This is a genomic window from Litoribacillus peritrichatus, assembly GCF_039537985.1.
In the GTDB taxonomy this organism is placed as follows: Bacteria; Pseudomonadota; Gammaproteobacteria; order Pseudomonadales; family Litoribrevibacteraceae; genus Litoribacillus; species Litoribacillus peritrichatus.
In genome coordinates this window covers 1,658,916-1,683,271 of record NZ_BAABBN010000004.1, presented here as the reverse complement: position 1 = coordinate 1,683,271, position 24,356 = coordinate 1,658,916, and the positions used below count along the sequence as shown (strand labels likewise).

The 24,356-nt window shown below is 44.2% G+C and carries 23 protein-coding genes and 1 other RNA gene; 17 read left to right on the top strand and 7 right to left on the bottom strand.

Annotation, left to right across the window (positions count from 1 at the left end; translation table 11 throughout):
- Window positions 1-23: 23 nt before the first annotated feature.
- The gene (locus ABD744_RS08860) at window positions 24-716 is read right to left on the bottom strand and encodes a DJ-1/PfpI family protein (RefSeq protein ID WP_344797571.1); all 693 of its coding nucleotides are present in this window, start codon (window positions 714-716) and stop codon (window positions 24-26) included.
- Window positions 717-938: 222 nt separating this feature from the next.
- Between ABD744_RS08860 and ABD744_RS08855 the strand changes: the two genes are divergently transcribed.
- Entirely contained in the window at window positions 939-1,538 is a 600-nt protein-coding gene (locus ABD744_RS08855) for an aminotransferase-like domain-containing protein (protein ID WP_344797569.1), read from the top strand.
- Here the strand turns inward: ABD744_RS08855 and ABD744_RS08850 are convergent.
- Complete coding sequence (locus ABD744_RS08850; protein ID WP_344797567.1) at window positions 1,470-2,042, bottom strand: GNAT family N-acetyltransferase; 573 nt, start codon at window positions 2,040-2,042, stop codon at window positions 1,470-1,472. The two genes, ABD744_RS08855 and ABD744_RS08850, sit on opposite strands and share 69 nt — an antisense overlap.
- 320 nt (window positions 2,043-2,362) lie before the next feature.
- Between ABD744_RS08850 and pdxR the strand changes: the two genes are divergently transcribed.
- Window positions 2,363-3,874: a MocR-like pyridoxine biosynthesis transcription factor PdxR gene (gene pdxR, locus ABD744_RS08845; RefSeq protein ID WP_344797565.1), complete on the top strand. Its 1,512-nt coding sequence runs from the start codon at window positions 2,363-2,365 to the stop codon at window positions 3,872-3,874.
- Window positions 3,875-3,888: 14 nt separating this feature from the next.
- Here pdxR and ABD744_RS08840 read toward each other — a convergent pair whose 3' ends face one another.
- Window positions 3,889-4,287 carry a hypothetical protein gene (locus tag ABD744_RS08840; protein ID WP_344797563.1) on the bottom strand — a complete coding sequence of 133 codons (399 nt, stop codon included), beginning with the start codon at window positions 4,285-4,287 and terminating at the stop codon, window positions 3,889-3,891.
- Window positions 4,288-4,433: 146 nt separating this feature from the next.
- Here ABD744_RS08840 and ABD744_RS08835 point away from each other — a divergent pair, with 146 nt between their 5' ends.
- The 8 genes from ABD744_RS08835 (at window position 4,434) to ABD744_RS08800 (ending at window position 13,269) form a co-directional block, all read left to right on the top strand.
- Window positions 4,434-4,889, top strand: a complete 456-nt coding sequence (locus ABD744_RS08835; RefSeq protein ID WP_344797561.1) for a MarR family winged helix-turn-helix transcriptional regulator — start codon at window positions 4,434-4,436, stop codon at window positions 4,887-4,889.
- 40 nt (window positions 4,890-4,929) lie between these two features.
- A complete protein-coding gene (locus ABD744_RS08830; protein WP_344797559.1) occupies window positions 4,930-5,352 on the top strand; it encodes an MAPEG family protein in 423 nt (140 codons plus the stop codon).
- 11 nt (window positions 5,353-5,363) lie between these two features.
- Window positions 5,364-6,524, top strand: coding sequence for an AAA family ATPase (locus tag ABD744_RS08825; protein WP_344797557.1), 1,161 nt, complete (start codon window positions 5,364-5,366; stop codon window positions 6,522-6,524).
- Between the two features lie 181 nt (window positions 6,525-6,705).
- On the top strand, window positions 6,706-8,223 hold the full coding sequence (locus tag ABD744_RS08820; protein WP_344797555.1) for a cytochrome-c peroxidase: 1,518 nt from the start codon (window positions 6,706-6,708) through the stop codon (window positions 8,221-8,223).
- Between the two features lie 206 nt (window positions 8,224-8,429).
- Window positions 8,430-8,831, top strand: coding sequence for a DUF1761 domain-containing protein (locus tag ABD744_RS08815; protein WP_344797553.1), 402 nt, complete (start codon window positions 8,430-8,432; stop codon window positions 8,829-8,831).
- A gap of 191 nt (window positions 8,832-9,022) precedes the next feature.
- The gene (locus ABD744_RS08810) at window positions 9,023-10,042 is read left to right on the top strand and encodes a hypothetical protein (RefSeq protein WP_344797551.1); all 1,020 of its coding nucleotides are present in this window, start codon (window positions 9,023-9,025) and stop codon (window positions 10,040-10,042) included.
- Between the two features lie 59 nt (window positions 10,043-10,101).
- Window positions 10,102-11,106 (top strand): putative solute-binding protein, encoded by a 1,005-nt coding sequence (locus ABD744_RS08805; RefSeq protein WP_344797549.1) that lies wholly within the window; start codon window positions 10,102-10,104, stop codon window positions 11,104-11,106.
- Window positions 11,107-11,196: 90 nt separating this feature from the next.
- A complete protein-coding gene (locus ABD744_RS08800; RefSeq protein ID WP_344797547.1) occupies window positions 11,197-13,269 on the top strand; it encodes a TRAP transporter large permease subunit in 2,073 nt (690 codons plus the stop codon).
- Window positions 13,270-13,466: 197 nt separating this feature from the next.
- Here ABD744_RS08800 and ABD744_RS08795 read toward each other — a convergent pair whose 3' ends face one another.
- Window positions 13,467-13,943, bottom strand: coding sequence for a DUF2489 domain-containing protein (locus ABD744_RS08795; RefSeq protein WP_344797545.1), 477 nt, complete (start codon window positions 13,941-13,943; stop codon window positions 13,467-13,469).
- A 1-nt stretch (window position 13,944) separates the two neighbouring features.
- Window positions 13,945-15,297 (bottom strand): MATE family efflux transporter, encoded by a 1,353-nt coding sequence (locus ABD744_RS08790; RefSeq protein ID WP_344797543.1) that lies wholly within the window; start codon window positions 15,295-15,297, stop codon window positions 13,945-13,947.
- 191 nt (window positions 15,298-15,488) lie between these two features.
- On the opposite strand from ABD744_RS08790, the gene ABD744_RS08785 reads away from it, so the two are divergent.
- From ABD744_RS08785 to ffs, 3 genes are all read left to right on the top strand, one after another.
- Window positions 15,489-16,745 carry an ABC1 kinase family protein gene (locus tag ABD744_RS08785; RefSeq protein WP_344797541.1) on the top strand — a complete coding sequence of 419 codons (1,257 nt, stop codon included), beginning with the start codon at window positions 15,489-15,491 and terminating at the stop codon, window positions 16,743-16,745.
- A gap of 3 nt (window positions 16,746-16,748) precedes the next feature.
- On the top strand, window positions 16,749-17,795 hold the full coding sequence (locus ABD744_RS08780) for an MBL fold metallo-hydrolase (RefSeq protein ID WP_344797539.1): 1,047 nt from the start codon (window positions 16,749-16,751) through the stop codon (window positions 17,793-17,795).
- 80 nt (window positions 17,796-17,875) lie between these two features.
- Window positions 17,876-17,972: signal recognition particle sRNA small type (ffs, locus tag ABD744_RS08775), an RNA gene on the top strand.
- 366 nt (window positions 17,973-18,338) lie between these two features.
- Here ffs and ABD744_RS08770 read toward each other — a convergent pair.
- Complete coding sequence (locus ABD744_RS08770) at window positions 18,339-19,145, bottom strand: hypothetical protein (protein ID WP_344797537.1); 807 nt, start codon at window positions 19,143-19,145, stop codon at window positions 18,339-18,341.
- Window positions 19,146-19,591: 446 nt separating this feature from the next.
- On the opposite strand from ABD744_RS08770, the gene ABD744_RS08765 reads away from it, so the two are divergent.
- The 4 genes from ABD744_RS08765 to ABD744_RS08750 are packed head-to-tail and all read left to right on the top strand — an operon-like array spanning window position 19,592 to window position 23,266.
- On the top strand, window positions 19,592-20,878 hold the full coding sequence (locus tag ABD744_RS08765; protein WP_344797535.1) for a hypothetical protein: 1,287 nt from the start codon (window positions 19,592-19,594) through the stop codon (window positions 20,876-20,878).
- Complete coding sequence (locus ABD744_RS08760) at window positions 20,875-21,945, top strand: hypothetical protein (RefSeq protein ID WP_344797533.1); 1,071 nt, start codon at window positions 20,875-20,877, stop codon at window positions 21,943-21,945. The genes ABD744_RS08765 and ABD744_RS08760 overlap by 4 nt, the downstream gene beginning before the upstream one ends.
- Before the next feature lie 21 nt (window positions 21,946-21,966).
- The gene (locus tag ABD744_RS08755) at window positions 21,967-22,803 is read left to right on the top strand and encodes an ankyrin repeat domain-containing protein (protein ID WP_344797531.1); all 837 of its coding nucleotides are present in this window, start codon (window positions 21,967-21,969) and stop codon (window positions 22,801-22,803) included.
- A 10-nt stretch (window positions 22,804-22,813) separates the two neighbouring features.
- Window positions 22,814-23,266: a hypothetical protein gene (locus tag ABD744_RS08750; protein WP_344797529.1), complete on the top strand. Its 453-nt coding sequence runs from the start codon at window positions 22,814-22,816 to the stop codon at window positions 23,264-23,266.
- A 98-nt stretch (window positions 23,267-23,364) separates the two neighbouring features.
- Here the strand turns inward: ABD744_RS08750 and ABD744_RS08745 are convergent, their stop codons facing one another.
- Complete coding sequence (locus tag ABD744_RS08745) at window positions 23,365-24,315, bottom strand: IS1595 family transposase (RefSeq protein ID WP_344797527.1); 951 nt, start codon at window positions 24,313-24,315, stop codon at window positions 23,365-23,367.
- Window positions 24,316-24,356 lie beyond the last annotated feature (41 nt).

Below are 24,356 nucleotides of genomic sequence, written 5' to 3'. Positions count from 1 at the left end.
TATGCTCAGGTTTTCTTTAAATTCTAAAAAGCTGTGGCTAAGCGATTGAACTGAATGAGCTCTGAAATTTCTTGTGCGAACTTGTCTGAGCTTAATTTTGCCAACAGTTCGAACGAGGATTGATAGCTGACAGGGCCTCCGTTTGAGGTGATAACCCCATCATCTACAACCACATTTTGGTTGTACTGCACCTTGATCGCCGGATAGGCTTTAGCAAGGCCCTTTTCTCCGCCCGCCCAAGTGGTTGCTTTTTTCCCGTTGAGTACGCCGGCTTCGCCAAGAAGCATGGCTCCTGAGCAGTTGCTTGCCATCCAGGATGCTTTTTTGCGCTGGTTTTTGATGTAGCTGATCAGATCTTTATTTTCGACCCATTGATCCATGCTGTAAGAACTGGCAACAATTAATACGTCCAGCTTCAGGTTATCGTAAATGGTGCTGTCCGCTACGATTGTCAAACCTTCCTCTGAGGTAATGGTTTTGTTTTTAGTTGCTGAAATAACCACGACTTCGTAATCTGAAAACCACGCTTTCTTACTGGCTGCTCCAAATACCTCAATGGGCGCGGTCACATCGCTGGTGAGCACGCCATCAAAGACGATGATTCCAATTTTGGAGTCTGCCGCGTGAGCGTTCATCCCGGTCAGCATCAGGCAGAAGGTCATGATCAGACCTGTTAACGTTGATCTAAGTGAATGTTTGGAAAGTGCATACTTCATTGGTTTTTCCTTCTAAGGTTAAAAAACTGGTTCGATCATGCTGGCTTTTTCAGGCCTTAATTGGGTTGATCAGATGGGGTTATCTTATGACATGATGGATCTATTAAAAGATCCACTTATTGCTTTCTGATAGGAACCACTTTATGGCCTCTAATCGCACCGGAGTTTCTTAGCGTTTTCAGTTTGATGCCTTGGTGATTACCCCATATTCTGAGAAACTTGGTGCCAAAAGGCTTTCCGGCCAAGACGTTGACTGGCAGTCAAACCAGAAAACAGTCGCTTTTTGAGCAGGGCACTCCTATTAAGATTGAGCTGGCTAAAGGGGATCATGCTGCAGAAGCGATTCAGTTTGCGGTGCCAATGAAGGGTGGTTCAATCGATCGACCGTTTCGGGCGCATACCCAGGCATGCCGAGAGTTTCCGACATCCTTGTGGACTCAGTTGACGCACCGTCGTCTTAAAAATACGTCCTGGAGTTGGTTGGATAAAAGCAATGCTTGTGGTTTTAATGCATTAAGGGAGGCCATTTCAGGGCATTTGGGGGCCTCTCGGGGGATCATAGCCAAAAGTAAAAATACCCAGTTATTGATTAATCCCGGGGAAGTGGTTGTTTTTGAAGAGTCTGGTTATACCCCGGCGGCCATAGCATTTGAAATGGCAGTTGCCAAAGTGGTTTCAAATCTTTTCGATCAAGAAGGTATAGATGTGGGTTTACTGGCTGACACGGTAAAAAGGCCAAAGACATCGCTTCGCCTATTGACCCGAGTTAGGCTCATAAGTGTTAGGCTCATAAGTGTTAGGCAATTTTGCAGATTCGCTTAATTTATAAAATAGCTGAATAAACGGTGAACCTTCAATGTATTGTTCTTCACTATGCGAGAATACTGCACCGATGCTTTCTACGGCCTTGCGTGATCTCAGGTTGTCCTCTCCGACATGAAACCAAACATGATCTACAAACTTGAAAATGTAATTAAGCATCAATTCTTTAAGTTCTTTATTGATTCCGTTACCCCAGAAAGCTCGCTCAATGAAAGTATACCCTACAGCAATTTCTTTATTTTTTGGCTCTTCATCATAGTATCGAGATGAACCAATTATTTTTTTTGATTTGTTACACACGATAGCCAAAGCACTTCCACTGGAAATAGCGCCATCAAAAAACCTTTCTTTGAAGATATCACGTTGATAGCGAAGTTTATCAGGATGCGTCTCCCAAATTGCTGGATCTGACGCAGCATCATATAACCCTTCAAAATCATCAACTGACAATGGTCTTAATGTGACATTTTCTCCAACTAGTGTTGGCTGTAAATTGATTTTCATAATTTCGAATACTCTCCTAGTGCCTACAGTTAATTCTACGACATCACGTCGTAAATCCATTTTCGTTTTTTACGACATTCAATATTAAAAAATATTTTTATTTCAATACCTAAAAGAAGGTCATGATCTGATCTGTTAATGTTGACTTTAGTGAATGTTTGGAAAGTGCATATTTTATTGGTTTTTCCTTCTAGGGTTAAAAAACTGGTTCGATCATGCTGGCTTATTCGGGCCTTAATTGGGTTGTTCAGATGGGGTTATCTTATGGCATACTGGGTCTATTAAAAGATCCGCTTTTTCTTTCTGATAGGAACCACTTTATGGCCTCTAATCGCACCGGAGTTTCTCAGCGCTTTCAGTTTGATGCCTTGGTGATTACCCCTGATTCTGAGAAACCGTTGTTTCGTCAGCTGGAAGAACAACTTAGAGATGCCATTTGGTGCGGCCGACTCAAACCGAATGAGCGTTTGCCTTCGACCAGGCAGTTGTCATCAGAATTGGGTGTGGGACGGAATACGGTCATTAATGCTTATGAGCAGTTAACGGTCGAAGGCTTTATAGTGACGGAAAAAGGTTCCGGTACGTTGGTGTCAAAAGACTTTCCGGCCAACACGTTGACTGGCAGTCAAACCAGAAAACAGTCGCTTATTGAGCAGGGCACTCCTATTAAGATTGAGCTGGCTGAACGGTATCATGCTGCAGAAGCCATTCAGTTTGCGGTGCCAATGGAGGATGGTTCAGACGCTCGACCTTTCCGGGCGCATACCCCGGCTTGCCGAGAGTTTCCGACATCCTTGTGGACTCAGTTGACGCACCGTCGTCTTAAAAATACGTCCTGGAGTTGGTTGGATAAAAGTAATGCATGTGGTTTTGAGGCATTAAGGGAGGCCATTTCAGGGTATTTGGGGGCCTCTCGGGGGATTACAGCCAAAAGTGAAAATATCTTTATTTCCGCAGGTGCACAACAAGGCGTAGCGCTGTTGGCTCAGTTATTGATTAATCCCGGCGATGTGGTTGTTTTTGAAGAGCCTGGTTATACCCCGGCGGCCATAGCATTTGAAATGGCAGGTGCCAAAGTGGTTTCAATTCCTGTCGATCAAGAAGGTTTGGATGTAGATGTACTGGCCGACACGGTCAAAAGGGCCAAGTTGGTGTATGTGACACCGGCCAGTCACTTTCCGCTTGGCATTACTATGTCTCAGGCTCGCCGAAAAGCGCTGCTGAGTTGGGCATCTGCGGCAGGGGCGCTCATCATTGAAGACGATTATAACGGTGAATATCAATATCGTGGCAGGCCGTTAGCGACTCTCTTTTCGATGGCGGAAAAAGGCAGAGTGATTTATTTTGGCAGTTTCAGTAAGTTACTTTTTCCCGCTCTGAGGCTGGGCTATATGGTGGTTGATGATGAGCTTATTCAGCCTCTGGCGTCAGTACGTTGGTTAGTGGATCGTCATTCACCACCTCTGGAGCAGGCTGTACTTGCCGATTTTATTAATGAAGGGCACTTTGCCCGACATCTTCGACGAATGCGGACGCTTTATATAGAAAGGCAAGCTGTATTAACAGAACAGGCGCACAAGCATTTGTCTCACGTGATGTCTGTGCCCTCGTTGGATGCGGGTTTACACCTGGTTGGCTGGTTGCATCCCGAAGTGAAAGAAGAGCGGGTTGCAGCTGCTTTTTCACACTCAGGCCTTGAATTAATGACAACCTCTAAGTTTTATCGGTATGAAGTGACACAACCCGGATTGATTTTGGGGTACGCGTCGTTTTCCCCTGTGGAAATCCAACAAGCAATTCTGGCGTTAAAGAATGCCTATGACGCTTTGTGATCGCTGTGTCAGGACTAGACATCGCTGACTGGATCTGTATGCCGATAACTCAATACCCATTGAGAACTGCCGAGCACGCCGACGGCAGCTGCAACCAAAAGTGACGCAATTAATCCTTCAGCACTGGTAATCCACTGATCCAAATAAATAATGATTGCCGTTGCTATTACCCATGCAAGGTCGCCGACAGCGAAATATCGGACGACTAACCGGGAAGGGGTTTTCTGCATTGCAGTGGCCATTAAATGGATACCGTTCAATAGCAAAGCAATACCTGTAAAAGTGAGTACTAAGGTGTGAGCTGGTGTTTCCGGTGATAAAAAAGTGGCCGATTTCTGTGGCCATAAACTGAACAGACTGCCGAAACACAGGCAACTGAAAGCATTTGTGTACAAAATATAGGTGAGCTTCATTGTTTAGACCTCTTTGTGTGGCGTAGCGGCGTTCATGGTTAGCTTTATGGTTGTCTCTGTTGTTGAGACGTATAAAGTTGTTGAGACATAAGAAGTTAACTTATGTAAACTAAGTTGACATATAGATTGCCTGTTTTGGAGGTGTTATGTCAACTGTGTTGACAAAAAAAGAAGTGCCAATGGTTGAAAGTCATTCGTTGCAGCTGGTTTTTGGTGTGTCTGAAGTACAAGATAAAATTTCCTGGTATTTAGCTAAGGCTTTAAAAGAGAAGGGGTACGAGGCCGCGACGCCTTCTGTGCTTAATTTTCTAGGCGCTTTAGAGTGTGGCGAAAATTACGGGTCAGAAATTGCCAGAAATTTAGGGGTTTCTCGGCAAATGGTGGCAAAAACAGTGAAAACCTTGTGTCAAATGGGGTTCTTGGAGCAAGTCAGTAACGAAGGAAAACAGAAGCCAATCGTATTTACGGAGTTGGGAGAACGTTTGATGTCGGATTCCCGGCAATTGTTGGCCGACTTGGATCAGGTTTTAATGGCTGAGCTGGGAGAAAAGACCCTAATGACGCTCTTGAAACAGTTAGAGAAAATCAAAACCTTGTTTTAATATCGGTTTCAATTAATTAACTCATGGATGGGCGTAACTTATGACTGAAACTGCAATTTTGTTACCTGTATTGGCGCAGGTGTTCTTGACGTTAATGCTGTTTATTTTATTGTTGCTCAGAAAAAAAGAAGCGATGCAGTCTGGCACTGTCAATTCGGAAGAAACTGCGCTCGATAATCGGAAATGGCCGAGCGCTGTGGTGAAGGTTTCAAATAACATCGCGAATCAATTTGAAACGCCGATGTTGTTTTATGTTTTATGTCTCATATTGTTCGGCCTGAATGTGGTTTCCTCGGCCATTATCTATTTGGCGTGGGTATATGTCGTCACTCGCTATGTTCATGCCTACGTTCATGTGACGTCCAATTTTGTGCCTTTTCGAATGAAAGCGTTTGCTTTAGGGGTTTTGATCTTGCTGTGTATGACAGTGATTACGGCCATTCATATTGCTTCGACTAGTTAGGTTTTTAAGGAATGATTACAGCGTTTGCCATAAATAATTACCGTTCGGTTCTGGATTTAAAAATGTCTTTGGGGTCGTTGAATGTGGTCACCGGGGCTAATGGCAGCGGCAAGTCCAACTTGTATCGGGCGTTAAGGTTGTTAGCCGATACGGCTCAGGGCGGCGTGGTGAATTCTCTTGCTCGTGAAGGCGGATTGGAATCAACATTTTGGGCAGGGCCCGAAACCATTTCCGATCGTATGAAAAGTGGCGAAGTACCTGTTCAGGGTGGCCCGAGGAAAGATGCTGTCCGATTACGATTAGGTTTTGCGACGGAGGAATTTGGTTACGCCGTTTCTCTGGGGGTTCCAAAGCCTTCACCTTCCTTGTTTTCTTTGGACCCTGAAATTAAGCGGGAGTGTATTTGGGCTGGCCCTTCATATCGGCCAGCTAATTTATTGGTAGACCGTAAAGGCCCCATGGTTCGGGTACGGGAAGGGCGACGTTGGAACGTGGTTGCTCAACATCTGAGTTCTTTTACAAGTATGTTTGATCAGATCTCGGACCCGACCTCTTCGCCAGTGGTTTTTCATATGCGGGAGTTAATTCGAAGTTGGCGTTTTTACGATCACTTCCGAACGGATAAAGCAGCCCCGGCAAGATTGCCCCAGCTGGGGACGAGAACTCCGGTACTTCATCATGATGGCCGAGATCTCGCAGCAGCATTGCAGACTATTTTTGAAATTGGCGACCACAAAGCACTGGAAGAGGCGATTGATAATGCATTTCCTGGCGCTCGTATTCGTATTGATCGTCATGAGGACGGTCGTTTTACGCTCGCGTTTTATCAGGAAGGTTTATTGAGGCCGTTAACCGCATCGGAGTTGTCCGATGGTACTTTAAGGTATTTGTTGTTGGTGGCGGCGTTGCTGACGCCAAGGCCGCCGGGCATGATGGTGTTGAACGAACCGGAAACCAGCCTGCATCCGGATTTGTTACCCGCGTTGGCTAAGCTGATTATTCATGCCTCTCAACATTCACAAATTTGGGTGGTATCTCATGCCAGTCGGCTGATTGCAGCTTTAAATAGTGATCCCGGCTGTTGTGCCATTGAGCTAGAAAAGGTATTGGGGCAAACGGAAGTTTTGGGTCAAGGGTTGCTGGATCAACCTTCCTGGCATTGGCCGGATTAGTGACATTGGCTTTAAATGACTCCCTTGCTCAATCCGCTGATTTGTTAAGGTGATAAATGTCGGTCGCGCTTACACGCGATTACACACGGTGCTTGTGTCTCATATTTTTGTTGTATCCTTGAGTGGCTAATAAAAAATTCTAATAAAAGCCGAAGATACAATAATAACTGATGAGGAAATTATGAAAATACAACGAACATGGTGCTTACCCACAGTGGTGTTGGCCACTGCGTTTATATCGGCCTGCAGTGACAGTTCTTCTTCAAGTTCAGGGGTTTCTGAGCTTGATACCAACTTAAGTGCATTGATTGCGAGTGAAAATTTAACCGGCGATCCAACCACAAACCGAGATTTACCTAACATCACCGACCTGAAAGCCCAGTTGGGCATGAAATTATTCTATACCAAGAATTTAGGTGGTGATCAGGACAGTGCGTGCGTTACTTGTCATCATCCGGTTTTGGGCGGTGGTGATAATCTTTCATTGCCTGTCGGTGTTAACGCTGCCTCTGTTGATCTTTTAGGACTTGGACGTGTTCATAATGGCGACGGCGCACCTAATGTGCCGCGAAATGCGCCGACGGTGTTTAATCTTGGTCTGTGGGATCAAGTGATGTTTCATGATTCTCGTGTAGAAAGCATAGGTAAAGAAAGTGGTGTGAATGGTGCCAACTCAGGCATTCGCACACCGGACAGTGCTTTCGGTGTGGCGGATGCCGGTGTGGCTGTTGGCCAAACGCTGGCAGCGGCGCAGGCCCGTTTTCCGGTGACATCGAACGAAGAAATGCGCGGTAATGTGTTTGAAGCCGGCAATGATAACGATACCGTAAGAACGGCTCTGGCAACTCGCCTTCAGGGGGATGCCGATTGGTTAACCGAGTTCCAAACCGGATTCAGTTCAACGGCTGACGCAGCAACCTTGATAACGTATGACAACATTGCCGAAGCCATAGGCGAGTACGAACGTTCCATGGTGTTTACCAATACGCCTTGGTCGGCTTATGTTGCAGGTAATACTGCGGCGTTGACGGAAACACAAAAACTGGGTGCAGTCTTATTTTTTACTGCACGGGAAGACAGTGGTGCAGGTTGTTCAGGCTGCCATAGCGGCGACTTCTTCACTGACGAAAGCCATCATGTGGTGGCTTTTCCTTTAATAGGTAACGGCAAAGGTAATGTGAACGCTTCGGCAGGTAATGATGATTTTGGCCGAGAGCGTGAAACGGGTGATGTTGCTGACCGTTATAAGTTCAGAACCCCAACACTTTTGAATATTTCTGCGACTGCGCCATACGGTCATACTGGTTCTTATCAGACGCTCGAAGATGTGGTGAGACATTACACTAACCCGAGAGGGCAGGTGACAGATTACTTTGATGTGGATGGTGGCTGGTGCCAATTGACGCAATTTACTACGGTTACCGGCTGCGCTGCTTTGTATCCGGATGCTCGGACGAATTCGTTATTAGCGGTGGATAAACTGGACGCAGATCGGCTTGCAGGTGAGTCCGAAGAATTTGCTTCTGACCTTACTTTGTCTGATGAACAGGTAAATCAGTTAGTGGCATTCCTGGAAGCGCTTACCGATCCTTGTGTTGAAAGCCGCACTTGTCTTGCGCCTTGGATTCCTGATACGGCAGACGCTGGCCCGGATGGACTTCAGCTCAATGCAGTCAACGCTGATGGGAGTTTTCTGTAAGTTATCCGTCTGAGCTTATAAATTATCAGTTCAAATTAAACGAAAAGGGTTTCCGGTTACTTGGAAGCCCTTTTTGTTATCTGCTGATAAAAGAAAATGAGTATCCAAAAATGTGCTATCACGCAGGTTTCTTAATGTTAACTCAGGTAACATTGTGTAATCTTGGTTTCATGGCTAACTCTAGAAGGTATGTACGAGGTGGTTGAATGAGTTTAGACATCAATCTGATTGCGGTTTTTGCGGCGGCCATTGCTACATTTCTTTTTGGTGCGCTTTGGTATTCGCCCCTCTTATTTTTAGAGGCCTGGGCGAAGGAGGCAGCTATCAATACCGATCAGAACCTTGGTAGTCCGGTTCGGGTTTTTGGCTTAACCTTTCTTTCAACATTGTTTTCATCGGCCATGTTGAGCTTGGTGCTATACCATGAGACGACAGCTTGGTTTGGCGCTTTGAAAGGCGCTGGTGTGGGGGCGTTTTTTGTGATGGCATCGTTGGGAATTAACTACCAATTTGCGCAATGCAGTTTCAAGCAGTGGCTTATTGACGGTGGTTTTCATGTGGGTCGCTTTGCAATCATGGGCTTTATTATCGGAGGTTGGTTGTATTAGAGTAAAAAGACTAATTATCTTAGTTAATATGTGATAACTTTCTCAAATTATCGTTGTTTTGTGCTAAATAACGACAAGATGTCGTCTAAACGCATGCTTAGCTCATAAGATGAGGTTAGTATGATGACGATCCAAATAAGAAGGCTTCCGCAGGACTGTGAGAGGCCCTAAAGCTAGCAAAGGTGAATGCAGTGAAAAACAATAATAACAAGCTGAAAAAAATTGTATCAGTTGTTACTTTGGCCTTAATGGGGTCAGGTTGTAATCTTATTTATAAAACCACAGGCGACACCATGGCAGGCTACAGTGCTGCCCATGCTGTACCTTATGTACTTTCAATTGATGATACTCAAATGGGGTGTGCTACTGGTGAAGCCATGACGCCTTTTCTGATGTCATTCAGTCGTGTAACTAACCCTGCTGATAACGTTGGTGTGCTGATGTATTCATCTGCCGCGACGTGTGCTGAACAAAAAGCATGGGATCATGAATTAACATATTTACGCGCAGTGCGCGCAGGTGACGCATCCGAGGCCGAAGATGCCCGAGAGCAGGAAAAACGCTCTTATGCGATTGCCGCTCAGCGACAGTATAAAGCTTATAAGCACATGGAGGCTTATTTCGACGTAAAAATTGGCGAAGAATGTGGTGATCTGGACGACCGTGAAGACCAGTTGGTTTGGTTGATGGGCATGATTTCAGGGCTACAGGCGTTAAACAGTCAATTATCCTCTTTATCTGACCAAGGTATTCCTACCGATGTAGCCTCCAAAGTCGGCAGAGCGGCTGAGTGTTTGGATGATGCTAAATGGTGGGGCGTACCTTCTTCAATCCGTGCATTGGTCTGGACCATGGTTCCGGGCGTCATGCCAAAGGGTCAGGACGCCTGGGTGCGTTTGTCCCAATCTTCTAAACAAGGCGCGAATAATGGTGTTCGTTTGGCTCATGTATTTGAAGCGTTAGCGGCTCTGAATGCCGGTAATACTGAGTTAGTCAAAGATGTTATCCGAGCACACGTTGCTTCAATTAAGTCTATGCCTGTTCGTAAAGATGCAGCCATGCTGGACCGAATCGCAACCCTTACTCTTCGTTCAATTTCCGATCGTATGTGGACAGAGCAAACCGGCCATAGAACACCGATGGGTCGTTTTGGTAAGTTCCCGGATGATCAAGTGAAAGTAGAAACCATTGATATTGATGATCTTCTATAACAATAAAAAAGCTTAATAAATAAAAACAAGAGATAAACGTCGTAAAGAGGCAATCAGTTATGTCATTTAAAAAACTTTTGGCTGCGGGCTTTGCTGCCAGCATGGCCGTGGGCACTGTACAAGCTGCAGAAAAGCGTTCTTTTTGTGTATTTGATCCGGTTGGCGCTAATGGCCCGCTGTTCAATCTAATGAAAGAATCTAAAACCGTTGCCTTGAAAGCCGGTGTAGAACTTGAACTTCGTGCTTACACAGATGAAAAAATCGCCGCAGAAGACTTCAAGGCTGGCCAGTGTGATAGTGTACTTTTAACGGGTACGCGAGCTCGTGAATTTAATAAATTTACCGGTACGTTGGAAGCAATGGGCGCAATTACCAGTAATGATCAATTGCGCTTGATTCTTCAGACTCTGCACTCTCCTAAAGGTGCTAAGTTCATGAAGGAAGGCAGCTACGAAGTGGCCGGTGTACTACCCGCAGGTGCTATTTATTTGTTCATGCGTGATCAGTCTGTTAAGGATGTAAAAGACCTTCAGGGTAAGAAAATTGCCACTCAGGACTACGATCCTGCGGCTTTGACTATGGTTCGCCACGTAGGTGGCTCTGTGGTTCCGGCGACTTCTTCAACATTTGCCGGTAAGTTTAATAATGGCAGTGTTGATATTGCTTATGCTCCGGCTGTGGCTTATACCCCGTTAGAGCTTTATAAAGGTCTGGGTAATGAAGGCGGTGTTTTTAACTACAAAATTGCCCAAATGAATTTCCAGATTATTATTCACTCTGACAGAATGCCGGAAGGTTTTGGCCAGATGTCTCGTGATTTCTCCATGGGTCGTTTTGATGAAGCGTTTGAACTCATCAAAACTGCAGAAGCTGAAATTAAACCTCAGTACTGGGTAGACCCTCTTTCGAAAGAGCACTCCACTGGATATGACAACATGCTTCGTGATGTACGTATTAAATTACGTGATGATGAGGTTTATCACCCGAAAGCACTTAAATTAATGTACAAAGTCCGCTGTAAACAGGATGCATCTCGCCCTGAGTGTGCTGAAGGTCTTGAGTAAAGCGGTTCGTTAATTTATTGGTTTTAATTATTCAGTTGTAAACCCGGGCACGGATGACCTGGGTTTTGAATTCAGAAGAGGGTGAGATTCATGTCTACAGGTGGCATTGCCAATCGTTCTTGGCAGGAGTGGCTATCTTCACTGCCAGCATTTTTTCTGTTGTTGGGTGTTATTGCTTATACAACCAGTGCAGATATTCATTCACAATTACTCAAACTGGGTCAAAGTACCTGGGACAGTTATTTCGAGTTGCGTAACGATCCGTCTGCGCCTACATGTAATCCGAACACAAACATAGATTCAGAACTTACCAAGCTGATTGCTGCAAAAGAGGCGGAAGCGGCAGAAGATGAGTTCGGGTTATTTGACGATGAACCGGTTAATAAAGCGGCGCTGAGAGAGTCTTTGGAGCGTTCGCAGGCTTTGTGTCAGGAAAAGTTTGCTACCTATGAGTCCATTCAGGATCAAATGACGACCTCGGTCGTGATTTTTAGAACGGTTGAGCGTTTCATTGCGGACGTTGTTGCATTTGGTCTGGGGGCTCAGAAATTTATTCTTGCCTTTATGGTGATTATTTGTGCGGCGACGGCAACGTTATCCCGCCATCAGATTGCCATGCGCCCAATGGAATCTGAGTTTGATCATCGTTGGTCTTCGTTATTGCAGACCATTGCCAATGGCATGCTGTTTTATTCGTCGATTGCCTTCTGGAACTTGTCGTACGTAGGTAAAGAAGTTATTGAGGCTGAGCGCGAGGGCATTCATATCGCCTGGGTGGTTGGCTTTGGGGTGTTGACCTTGTGTAGTCTTTACCAGCTTTTCAACATTCCGAAAGACGCTAAGAAAGGCGGTGGCTTTGGTCACGCCATGCTTTCCGTCCCTCTGTATACTCAGATGTGTCTGATTTCCGGTACTTACTTTATTTTGCAAGGGCATACCGCCGGTATTGGTGTGTATTTAGATAAGATGATGGACTTCTCTGACATGTTCCTGAATCTTGGTCTGTTTGTCTGGACCGGTATGATGCTGAAGAATACCCGTTTGGCTTCTTTGGTCTTTAACGTATTTCGTCCATTCAGAATGCCGACAGAACTCTTAGCGTTTGTGGCCGTGGTGGTTGCCGCTGTGCCTACGGCATATACAGGTGCCTCCGGTATTTTTGTAATTGCTGTTGGTGCGGTGATTTATCAGGAGCTACGAAGAGCGGGAGCGAGGCGTCAATTGGCGTTAGCGACAACCGCGATGTCGGGCAGCATGGGGGTGGTTTTACGTCCTTGTTTGCTGGTGGTCATTATTGCCTATCTAAACCGCGATGTAACAACCGATGAACTGTTCTTCTGGGGGAATCGAGTATTCATTCTTACAGCAGTTCTGTTTTTAGCCTTTGTTTGGTTTACCCGTGACAAATCAGTAAAGGCGAATCCGGCGCCCATGGCGGAAGCTTTGCCTGAAGCACTTAGGTTGCTAAAACCAATCCTGCCTTATGTGTTGGTGTTGGTGTCTGTGGTGCTTTTCTATCACTATGTGTTGGATACTGCGCTGAATGAGTTTTCTGCTCCTCGAGTTTTACCGGTTATTTTATTGGGCTTCTTGCTGTATGAACACTTCACTCGTAAGCGCTTTGAAGGAAATGAAGAAGAACCAGAATACCGTGGTATAGAGCACTCGACTCGTACATCCATTAACGAAACCACTGCGCACATCGGTGCTTTGTTGCTGGTCATGGGGTTGTCGGTCAGTATTGGTGGGGTCATGGAACGCTCTGGTGTGATGGAGATGTTCCCTCAGGTGTTCGAAAGCCCATGGATAGCAATGACGGCGTTGGTGGTCTTATTGGTCTTTGTTGGCATGATCATGGACCCGTACGGCGCAGTTATTCTGGTGAATGCAACCGTAGCGGCGATTGCGTTTGAAAGTGGCATTGAACCATTGCACTTCTGGATGGTCTGCTTGGTTGCCTTTGAATTAGGTTATTTGAGTCCTCCGGTGGCACTGAACCACTTATTAACCCGACAAGTGGTGGGAGAAAGGGAAGTAGAGCTGGCAAGTCAGGAAGGCAATACCTTCTGGCGACGTCATGAGAAGATTCTGCTTCCGCTGGTTACTATGGGTACGGCGTTGCTGATTGTGGCGTATATACCGCTTTGGTATATGTCCAGTTAACTTGCTGTTGAATTGAAAAAGGGAGCTAATCAGCTCCTTTTTTTTATGGCTCATTTTTTTGGGTAAGACTATCTGAAATAGGGTATGAAGATAAATCCGAGTCGAACCCAGGGCAGGTAAGTCATATGAGCAACTTGGAAAACCACGCGAGCCTTCCTATATCTTTCTAACAGAAGTTAGACAAAAGGTTGTAAGAATTATTTTTTGGTGTATTGAACTTTGGGTGTGAAGTCAAACTTATGTGCTTTCAGGGTTTCTACTGAACTTGCAAATAAGTCCTGATAATCTTTTTCGATGGTTTTCATTTCTTTTTCGTACTGCTTTTTCTCATTCTTTTTTAGCGCTTTCCAGTTCTCATGAGTTGGTATATGGGCGACCTTGTCGTAAACAACACTGAATACAGCATAGGGCTCTTTCTCTGCATCAGACAGAGGCAGGTTATCCAGCAAGACTTTTAATCGAATGGAGGCTTCTACCAATTCAATTTGGTTATCACCGTAAGCGCTGGTAATTACTCGAATGCTTTCAGTGATATTTCCGTATTTTTCGTTAATGGCTTTGAGTATGTCTTGTTCTTTTTCTTTCACTTTTTGTGTCAGAGACCAGGCCCAGTACCCAAGCCCGGCAATAATAAGTACGCCTGTGAAGAGTAAAACGAAATGCAATGTTGTCATGTTATGCTGCCTTGAGTTGTTCTTCTGTTTTGTCTTTGGTTGCTTTGTTTACGATATAAATGGCAATCAACGCCGTTATGAAATACCCAGTGGTTACACCGATTAATAACCCTCTGAAGTTGTCCAGGTATCCGCCAATCCAGGCAAACGGAACCGTAATGATGATCAGGCGAATAATGCTGACGGTCAGTGCCTGCTTGGGCCTTGAAAGGGCGTTCAGCGAGGATGCCGATAATATCACGATTCCCATTGCGCCATAGCCAAGTGGCAGGATAGAAAGCACCATTGCGACGTTGTTATGTACTTCAGGCGCGTCACTGAATAAGGTGGCCAGTGGTTGTGCCAGAGCAAGAAGCAACAGGTAAATCAACAGTTGCCAGGCCATTGAAAATTTACGGGTAACACTGATGGCTTCTATGACTCGATCACATTTTTTCGCTCCAAAATTCTGGCTGATGAAGGGTGGGAGAGTCATTGAAAGTGCAAGAATCATCAGGATGGCTAAGGATTCAATTCGGTTACCAACGCCAAACGCCGCCACAGCTGCCTCGCCATATTGAGCAGTAATAGCAATTAAAATACTGCCCGCTATGGGGGTAAGCATGTTTGCTGCAGCGGCAGGTAAACCGATGTTTAAAATTTTTGCAGAGTGGTGTCTGAACTGGTTGAGGCTTGGCAGTCCCTGAAACCAATTTTCTCGTTTATTGACGTAGATGAGACAAAACAGCCAGCTGATTCCCCAAGCTAACAGGGACGCTAGGGCTGCGCCTTGTAAGCCCATCCCCTCAAAAGCGCCAACACCAAATATAAACAAGGGGTCGAGTAGAATATTTATAATGGAACTCATGGCCATGATGGTGGCCGGAAACTTGGTGTTGCCTTCGGCGCGTTGCAGGCTGTTGATGGTCATGATCATGGTGTAAAAAGGTGCAGCAAGGTACCAAAGAGTGATGTATTCCATAATGAGGTCAATCATGGCCTCATCGGCGCCAAGGAGAGCGAATACAGGTCGGCTGATCAGGTAGCCTATTAAACTGGCCACAGAAACAATGATTAGATTCAGCAGAATAGCACTGATGTGCATGTTTTCGCGGTTGTCGGTTCCACGGCCCAGAGCCTGAGCAACGTACGCTGAAACGCCGATCCCTAAGCCAATGGAAATACTGATGAACGTAAAAGTAATGGGGTAGCTGAAACTGAGCGCAGCCAGTTCTTTGACGCCGAGTTGGCCCACAAAGTAAGAATCGGCAAGGTGGAAGCACATCAGGCTGATCAGTCCAAGGGTCATTGGCAGGGTCAGCTTTAATAACGTAATGGAAATGTTATCTTCGAGAAGGTTGGGTCGTCGGCTCATGTGCTACTTCTTGGTGCAATTTGAGTGCTAAATCCTACCATAAATCCACAGTTTCCTGAGTGAGTTTTTGAATCCTTCATAAAAGATAATTAATCGTGAGATAAAATCCGATCTTGTCGTGATTTCTTGCGCAGGCTTGCATAGAATATGACACCAGATTGGTATGTTGATTTTAGCCTGGAGGGCTGTAAATGTTACGTAGTGGAATCAAAGGCGCATGGAGAGTCGCGCAGACAACATCCGTGCTGGCAAAAACCGGTGTGGGCTGGCTTCGAGGCGATCGCCCGCCAACTCCGCAACTATTACGTGAAACCTTCGAAGACCTGGGTGCAACTTATATTAAGTTAGGCCAGTTCATCGCCAGTTCGCCGACATTGTTTCCTGAAGAATACGTGGAAGAGTTCCAGGCGTGCTTGGATCAAACGGAAGCGCTTCCTTTCTCTTATATTGAATCAGTACTTAAAAAAGAACTGAAGCAACCTCTCTCCGATATTTACGCTGAAATTGACCCGAATGCATTGGCCTCAGCTTCGATTGCTCAAGTCCATGCTGCAAAATTAGTGACTGGTGAAGACGTCGTTATTAAGGTACAAAAACCGGGTGTTGAGCACGTCATTCATACCGATATGAACTTCATTCACTTAGCAATGAAGATTCTTGAAATGATCACACCACATCTGGAAATGGCTTCTTTGGCGGACATTGTGGGTGAAATTCAAAAGTCGATGATGGAAGAGTGTGACTTTTTGAAAGAAGCTCAAAATATTGAAGAATTTGAGCGCTTCCTTGCCCGAACAGATAATACATTGGTGGTAGTGCCTAAGGTCTATCATCAGGCAAGTACATCCAGGGTGTTAACCATGGAGCGCCTTTACGGCGTTTCCATGACCAATCTGGATGCCATTAAGCAATACAGTGAAAACCCTGAAATGACGCTTCGCATCGCCATGAATACCTGGTTTGCGAGTCTTCACCAATGTGAGATTTTCCATGCGGATGTGCATGCCGGCAATTTGATGGTGCTGACGGATGGGCGCGTAGGGTTTATTGATTTCGGCATTGTTGGCCGACTTACGCCGGGCACATGGGATGCAATGAATGATTTCGGTGAGGCCTTGATATCAGGTGATTACGAAACCATGGCAGATGCGATGGTTACTGTTGGAATCACTAAGCAAAAAGTGGACACGCATAAACTATCTCGTGATCTCGAGAAGTTCATCAAGCGCGTAGATGGTTTGCAGTCGGTCAGTTATCTCGACATCACTGAAACGGAAAATGATATTAATAAGCTTCTGACAGAGTTTGTGAAAATGGCCAAGCGTCATGGAATTCAATTCCCGCGTCAGTTCGGTTTGTTGATTAAACAGCTCCTGTACTTTGATCGTTATCGTCATGTGATGGCGATTGATCTGGTTGCTGAAGATTATCTGGCATTCTTACAGTAACCTATGATGAAGTTACTGGTTTTATTACTCGGCGTTTTTCTGACGGTGTCTTGCTCTGGTGAACAGGGTAAGCACACTGTTAAATACTACCCTGATCATTATGCGCCGGATGGCCGCTTTAGGAACCCATATCTTGAAGAAAGTGAAAAATCACTGATTGAGTTTATGTGGGCAAGAACCACGACCGACTGGGCGGATTGGTTTGGTAATGAAACCAGAGTGCTTCCGTTGGAGTTGGACCCTGAGATACTGAAAGCAGACTATTATGAAAAGCCTCGGATCACTTGGATAGGGCATTCGACAGTACTGATTCAATACAAAGACAAGACCATCTTGACCGATCCTATTTTTTCGGATCGAGCATCGCCGGTCAGTTTTGCCGGGCCAAAGCGGATGTTTGAACCAGCTTTGTCTCTCAGTGAACTGCCTAAAATTGATTACGTTATTATATCTCATAGCCATTACGATCACCTCGATGCTGACACGGTAGAGGCGTTGGCCAACGACACCGTTTGGGTAGTGCCACTGAAAATGAAAGCGTGGTTTGATGGTTATGATGTTTCTCAGGTCATAGAGCTTGACTGGTGGCAGGCACACACTGATGGCGACTTGACACTTAGGCTGACACCTTCTCAGCATTGGTCTAATCGCACTCCTTGGGACAAAAATGAGGTTCTTTGGGGGTCGTGGCAGATTAAAATTGATGACTTCAACAGTTGGTTTGGCGGTGATACGGGGTATAACCCACATCAGTTTAAGGAAATTGGAAGCAAACTTGGGCCGTTTGATTTTGCCATGATTCCAATAGGAGCCTATGAGCCTCGTTGGTTCATGAAAAACATGCACGTGAACCCGAAAGATGCGGTTGAAATCCATAGGGACATTAAATCTGAGCTATCCATGGGAGTGCACTGGAATACCTTCCAACTAACGGCTGAACAGATAGACGAGCCGAAACTGGACTTGGCAGAAGCGCTTAAGAAATACCCGGATGCAGCTGAATTTCGAGCTGTACCCATTGGTTCAAGCTTTCAAATATCTGAAAAATAGGAATTATTTTCACGGATGAGGTCAGAACGCTTGACCTTATGCGGTGAATCTCTATAATCTGCTCCCGTTGTGGTGGCCTCCATTGGTCCCCTCGCAACAATAAGCCGTGAACCTGGTCAGGCCCGGAAGGGAGCAGCCACAGCGGTCGACTTGTGTGCCGAGGGTGTGCTGGTGGAGGTCGCCTCCATATTTCCTTTCTGTAGTTTTCAGCATAAGCTTGCATAATAAATCCATAAGTCTGCATAAATCTGCACCATAAGTCTGCATAGTCTATTTTGTTATATAGGTTGATTGTTGATCAGGTGAACAATGGAAAAGTGGAAGCTCCAGTTTTTCTTTAAAGACTGGCAATGTATTTATGTCTTATGACGCTAGTGAGAATTTCTTATTGAAGTAAAGTATTCCAGAAAGCACTATTGTCTGAACTTGAGCTTTTAACTGGACTTTGATAATTCATTACTTTTAACGGCTAGGGTTCTGGGTTATATGAGTAGAAACCCAAGAAGGGTTCCTACAAGTTATATTAAACTCTAGATAATTACATTAAGGTGCAGGAGGATATTCGCCTTCCAGTATCATTAACAGGTTTTCTGTTGGGCTATCGTAAACGTTATCATATTCGTCTTTATACCTTATCGAAACATCAATATTTTCGATAATACCATCTTGATTAGTATACGGTCTAAGGATGAGTTTTCTTGCTGTTATCTTATGGAATTCATTTGAAGGAACTGGCGCTGATAATGTCAATTCTTCTTCGCCATGGCCAATCCAGTTTGCTTGAATTACAAAACCTTCGCCATTTTCATTTGTTCTTCTTGGTTTTTGGAATAACTTTAAAGTTAGCTTCTTTCCTTCCAGCTTTAAGCTCGTAATATCAGCTAACTTTTTAGGTGTGATGTCTTTCATATGCCCGTTTGCTTCAACAAGAACAGGGCCTAGATGATAGGACGTGCCTGTTAAGTAACTGAAGTCCTCAACAATAGCGATCCTGAAGTTTATGTTCTGTCCATGCTCTAGGATATATAGTCCGTCCAGTTCCACTTTAATTTGTTTGAAAACCCAAGCGCCATTAGCAATGCCAACAAACATATTTCCTCGCTTTTTAAAGTTGCTGACAATTAAATTATTTGCATGCGGAAATATAAACTCTGCTCTAGTAACTGTTTGTGTTTCTTGGGCGCCTTCGGAAGTAGTTAAAATAACTTTTTCTAAACCATTTAAGTCTAAATTTGGATAGACTTGATTTGCGTTAGAGTTTAATTCAGTGATTTCATATTTAGCTGCAAAAGAAAAGGAAGAAACCAGAACGAGAGTTGCTGTCAAGACAGCATTAATTAGATTACGCATTTTATCTCCTTGATTACGCAATTATTTTTTTCATAAGCGATGTCGGCCAAAGCTCTATTGGTGACACATTATTGGTAGGACTTATTTGTCCCGTTCGAAATAGTATTTAGCGGTTCTTGAGAAGTAAATCAGATGTTGAGAATAATGAAAAATTAAATAGGTTTTCCCTACTATTTACTAATTATTTAAAATAAGGCACTAAAATAACTAAGAGTATTTTCTGATGGGGGACTGAAATTAAAACTGGAAATTAAAACGGACATCCATGATAAGAAGATTGGCTTATAGTATCAAATGCTGGTTGTGTATGGCTCTGATCCCTTTAGTTAACGGATCAGGTCGGTTTCCGAGTCAACGTTAAACCTTCAGAAGATAGCGGTACTATTTTCGAGTTAGGCAATGGCCAGAAGTTAACGCTGAACAGTCAGTCTGAATTTGAGTATCAGGTGACTAGCTCTGCGACGCAGCTTACCCTCACGTCAGACCCTGTTGAACTTGGCCAATGGTATACCGTCACGGGTCAATATCGGGCAGGGCAATTAAAACTGACGGTATTGGCGGGCAATGGCGTTGAAACGCTGAGCCAGCAATCTCAACCTCTATCCGGCGTTATTGATTATGGATCAGGGGATCTCACACTTGAATTAGGTGATAACTATACCGGCTTAATGCAAGGCGTAGAGTTTTTTGACTGGAATCGTAAACCTTTGGTCACCTTCGATGATGACTCGCTGGTAAAACAGATTCAGCTGGATGCTTCCGGTGTTGCTAAAGTGGCGGTGAAATCTACCGGCGTTTATGGCGATAGCAGTGTTAGCCCAGAAGCGAAGAGTGCGTTATTTCAGAAAATTCCGTTGGTGATGAATGATATTCAAAACCCAACTGAAAAAAGCACTGGTTATATTTCATTGACGACCGAGTCAGCCTATCAAGTAATGGCAGAGCAATACACCAGTAATGCACCGATACCAGAAAATGCTCAAATTGCTTACCTGTATAACACCAACCCAACCAGTCAGTTCGATCTGTTCTTTATTTCCAAAGCGCATGCCGCAGGTGATTGGGTACCAACACTCGATGAATTAGAAGAGATGGCCAAAGAAGCGGCAGATGCGGTTGCTGAAGCGGCCACTTGGGTGGTGCCTTACGATGACATGATTACCATTGCTGAGCAGTTGGAATACAGAAAAACCAACAGCTCTGAATATAATCCCATGTTATTAGCTGCTTCATCTCTCAGCGTATTGAGTGTGATTCCAACGCCATTTACGAAAGTGCTGAAACCGATTATGAAGCCAATTAAGGCGGTGGCCAAAGTAGTCGGTAAAGGCAAGTTTGGCCAAGCGTTTTCTAATAAGTTTCTTGAACTGGCTAGAGCCTGTGTTGCCGACAAAGGTAAAGGCTCCGCCTGTGACAAGTTAGAATCCTTACTGCCATTCCTAGAAATCATAGGTTATATGTACATTGCAGATCCAGAAGGGTTTACCGAAATGGTGCAAAGCGTCGCCAGCGAAGACGACTTTATTACTTTGTTTGAGTTCTTAACGATGGACATCGATCCAAGCTGGTTTGGCTTGGATGACAACCCGATCACGCAAGTGATGCCAAGCCCAACACCGTATCTACAGTGGATGGGGATATCGACGGCGTATGCAAAAACAAGTACAAGCTTAATCAAAGAATTTGGTAAGTCTTTTTTAAGGGTATTAAGCAACTTAAGCAAGAAGGTGTGATTAACGATAAGGTTTCAGTTGCAACGGTGTTCAAGCCTTTTGTGACATTAAAACCTTGGTTTAAAGAAAAAGACAGAACCAAAATTCTTAAGAGTATTTTGAATATTAGATTTCTTAGGATGGCTGCAATTACGTCATCAAGGAAAGGTTTAGATACGATAATTGGTATTATTAAAGGTTACACAGGTCAACGTATTCCTCAGCTTGTTGTTTGGGGGATGCTGTATTATTTATTAGTAGATCAAAAAGACTTTTTTACAGAGGAAGTTAATCGAAAAATCTGGTTAAAGGTTGGGACGGCTTTCTTCGATGTGTCAAGTTTTAATAAAGCGCCAAAGCTTTGTGCTATTGATCCTAAAAATGAAAAATCCACAGGGCAATTAATAAGCCGATTATCCCAGGCTAACGGGGCATTGTTTCATTTGAGTCAAATTGCATCACTAAGGCTTCAAGATGAAAACGTGATTGATATTGAGCGTACTGTGCCTGTTGAAATCCATAAAATGCGAGGTACAAATAAAAATAAAGTGGGTGGTTGGGATCGAGATATCGACATTGTTGTACAGGATGGTGCCAATAAATTATTTGTAGAAACGAAAAGTCTGTCTGCCAGAAAAGATGGAGAACCAATTTGGCAGAAATATTACTTCTCTGAATGGGTTAAACGTGATTCAGAGAAGACCAGCTTGATGCGGCAGTTTATGTTGGATCGAGTGCTAGCTGGGACGACTAAACCAGCGGATAAAATACGTTGGTACTTTGATACGTTTAAAAATAAAGCAACAGCCAAATGTAATGAGACATCAGGTGGCTTTTATCAAGATAGTGACATGAAAAAAGCGCGAACTGTAATGGCAAAGTTACCCCCATGGTTTGAAAAGTATCGCCATGCTGATGGAACATTTGGTATGACAGTTTCTGATTACAAGAAAATATATTCAGGAAATGTGATGAATAAAATTGTGCTTAACGAAGGCTTTTTAGATAAGGCATTCGATTACATGATTGATGATGAGCACACTTGGATCAATAAAGAAGAAGTTGATGCAATATTGGCTCAGTTTTAATAGATACGAAACGACGAGACTATGACCATTAAGATTAAAGTAAAAAAAGAGCACGCGCTTCTAACTGAGGCTTGTAAGAACAATAATCTAGATGCAGTTAAAAAGCTGATAGAAGATGGAGTTGATTTAACCGAAACTTGGTCATCAAAGGGGTGTTACCCTTTGATGGGAGCAATACAAAATAATAATGTAGAGATGGTTCGGTTATTGGCTGAAAACGGCATGCCTTTGTATTTTAACAATAAATCATCCAATGAGAACTTTGACTCTGAGGATGAAATTAAGCAGAACGTAGTGTTTTTTGAATGGGATAAAGACTATGCGGATGCGTTACTTGCTGTACTTGATTATGTTGAACCCGGAAGCTTTAAGGAAGGGATTTCTTTAGTTTTGTCGAGTATGGCAGGTTTGAAGGATGAAGATACAAGCGACAAGTCAGACCAATTTCTTGAAAAACTGTTGACGAAAGGAGCCGATGTTGATTGTCGCATAAGCTTCGGAGGAACAACTCTTCATCTAATAGCTATTGGCCGAAATACTAAGTATACGGATAAGCTAATTCGTTTATCTAAGGATATTGATGCAGCAGATAATGATGGCTATCACGCCACTGCACTTTATGGCGCGTTTTACCGATGTCTCCCTTCACCAATTAAAGCCTTACTTGAAATGGGGGCTAATCCCAATGCGTGTTGTTTGACAAGCAAGGAGTCAGTGTTAGATCGCGCTTTCTACTTTAAGAAACGGAATAAAAGAGAAAATCGTGACGGTAAAGTCGATAAAATTATCGACCTTCTAAGATCCTACGGAGCAAAAACCTACGAAGAAATGGTTCAAGACGGGGATATTAAAGAGTAAAGGGCAGACTATGTCGGAATGCAGCATTGAACTTTGTTTTCAGCCGAATAATGAGCAATGGGAAGCCGCTTTGAAGACGGTTCCTAAAACGCCGGAAATACATCAACTTCCTGATGCTTGGTGGCAATTAATGGAGCGTACTAGATCAAGTGTCTGGCAAACTCTATTAGAGCGTAGTAAAAATCGATCACGACCATGTATAGAAGGCTGGTCAAATAACGAAGGCATACTTTGTCTTGATTTATATAGCGGGGAAGAGGGCTTTGATGTTGCTCGTGCGATGGTTGAAGTCCTACACTGTGCAGGATGTCAGAAAATTCAAGCAGTGGTTTACGATGACGAGTGTGAATATATCATTGATGATGAAGGTACTAAATATCCTATCGGAATGCAGTTCTTGATCAGCCCATCAGGTGAATTAGTAGAAAAAGATTATCCGGAAGTTGAGTATGAATACGTGTAATTGTAGTAGTTCAGTGTTGTCCCAAATAAACTTGGACACCCACCTTAAGAAGATTGGCTTATAGTATCAAATGCTGGTTGTGTATGGCTCTGATCCCTTTACGTGTTGGTAATATTTGACATTATCGCAACGTCCACCCAACTCGGTTGCTCTTCTTTAAAACTGTCCATTTGTCTAAACCAAGCAAGATAGTGCTCCAGATATGCAGTACCAACACCACGGAACTGCACCAACCAAGCTTTCCATCGCATAATCCAGTTGTTTAAGGTCTGAATATGATAGATTCCATCCTTAACACGCTCATTATCCAACGAAATCAATCGTTTGTGCTCTAACTCGTACGGCAGCTTCTTCACTATGGCCTGATAACTAAGATTTCCATCTGTGCATAAAACACTTTCTGGTGTCAGTATCGGTGTTATCGCCGCCGACAACTCCTCTTTTGTGTCCGCTTCTAATACTTGATGCGCCACATGGCCCTGACGATCCAAGGCTAAGAAAACCGGAACTTTAGTGACCTTACCACCACCCCGCTTACGTGACTTACGGGTCATACTTTTCTTGCGACCTTTGAAAGACTCATTGAGAAAGGTTTCGTCAGCTTCAATGATTCCGGCCAAGGGCTGACAACGGCTTTCGGTTGGATGGGCTAACAGTTTATGGCGCCAGCGAAAAGCGGTCTTAAAGTTAATACACAGTTTTTTTGCGGCTGGCCGTAGCTTTTCCGTTAACCACATGCCATCAGAGTACTGCAACCATTTGTCCTGGTTGCGAAGTCTGGCCAAGGCTGTACCGGTCAAAGTGTTAAAGGTCTTGTTGCAGGCTTTGCATTTATAGCGTTGCTGGCCTCTTGCTGTGGTGCCATAGCGGATAAATTTATTATGAGCGCAATATGGACAATGGTTGATACGTTCTTCGCAGTCAGACATAACATGGCCGAGATGATTGCTAGAGATCATCTGTTCGACTTGATGACGAACCCGTTTAAGCTCGATGAAGTTTAGGGTGTGAAGGTGTTCAGATAGTGACTGGAACTGTTGAGAATTCATAATGATCTCCTAGTTCGTTGACTATCTATAGTATAGCTTAA

What these genes read in the sequence shown, in the direction of transcription:
- ABD744_RS08860 (WP_344797571.1), bottom strand. Translation starts at nt 716, where the DNA reads ATGAAGTATGCACTTTCCAAACATTCACTTAGATCAACGTTAACAGGT.
- ABD744_RS08850 (WP_344797567.1), bottom strand. Translation starts at nt 2,042, where the DNA reads ATGAAAATCAATTTACAGCCAACACTAGTTGGAGAAAATGTCACATTA.
- pdxR (WP_344797565.1), top strand. Translation starts at nt 2,363, where the DNA reads ATGGCCTCTAATCGCACCGGAGTTTCTCAGCGCTTTCAGTTTGATGCC.
- ABD744_RS08840 (WP_344797563.1), bottom strand. Translation starts at nt 4,287, where the DNA reads ATGAAGCTCACCTATATTTTGTACACAAATGCTTTCAGTTGCCTGTGT.
- ABD744_RS08835 (WP_344797561.1), top strand. Translation starts at nt 4,434, where the DNA reads ATGTCAACTGTGTTGACAAAAAAAGAAGTGCCAATGGTTGAAAGTCAT.
- ABD744_RS08830 (WP_344797559.1), top strand. Translation starts at nt 4,930, where the DNA reads ATGACTGAAACTGCAATTTTGTTACCTGTATTGGCGCAGGTGTTCTTG.
- ABD744_RS08825 (WP_344797557.1), top strand. Translation starts at nt 5,364, where the DNA reads ATGATTACAGCGTTTGCCATAAATAATTACCGTTCGGTTCTGGATTTA.
- ABD744_RS08820 (WP_344797555.1), top strand. Translation starts at nt 6,706, where the DNA reads ATGAAAATACAACGAACATGGTGCTTACCCACAGTGGTGTTGGCCACT.
- ABD744_RS08815 (WP_344797553.1), top strand. Translation starts at nt 8,430, where the DNA reads ATGAGTTTAGACATCAATCTGATTGCGGTTTTTGCGGCGGCCATTGCT.
- ABD744_RS08805 (WP_344797549.1), top strand. Translation starts at nt 10,102, where the DNA reads ATGTCATTTAAAAAACTTTTGGCTGCGGGCTTTGCTGCCAGCATGGCC.
- ABD744_RS08800 (WP_344797547.1), top strand. Translation starts at nt 11,197, where the DNA reads ATGTCTACAGGTGGCATTGCCAATCGTTCTTGGCAGGAGTGGCTATCT.
- ABD744_RS08795 (WP_344797545.1), bottom strand. Translation starts at nt 13,943, where the DNA reads ATGACAACATTGCATTTCGTTTTACTCTTCACAGGCGTACTTATTATT.
- ABD744_RS08790 (WP_344797543.1), bottom strand. Translation starts at nt 15,297, where the DNA reads ATGAGCCGACGACCCAACCTTCTCGAAGATAACATTTCCATTACGTTA.
- ABD744_RS08785 (WP_344797541.1), top strand. Translation starts at nt 15,489, where the DNA reads ATGTTACGTAGTGGAATCAAAGGCGCATGGAGAGTCGCGCAGACAACA.
- ABD744_RS08780 (WP_344797539.1), top strand. Translation starts at nt 16,749, where the DNA reads ATGATGAAGTTACTGGTTTTATTACTCGGCGTTTTTCTGACGGTGTCT.
- ABD744_RS08770 (WP_344797537.1), bottom strand. Translation starts at nt 19,145, where the DNA reads ATGCGTAATCTAATTAATGCTGTCTTGACAGCAACTCTCGTTCTGGTT.
- ABD744_RS08755 (WP_344797531.1), top strand. Translation starts at nt 21,967, where the DNA reads ATGACCATTAAGATTAAAGTAAAAAAAGAGCACGCGCTTCTAACTGAG.
- ABD744_RS08750 (WP_344797529.1), top strand. Translation starts at nt 22,814, where the DNA reads ATGTCGGAATGCAGCATTGAACTTTGTTTTCAGCCGAATAATGAGCAA.
- ABD744_RS08745 (WP_344797527.1), bottom strand. Translation starts at nt 24,315, where the DNA reads ATGAATTCTCAACAGTTCCAGTCACTATCTGAACACCTTCACACCCTA.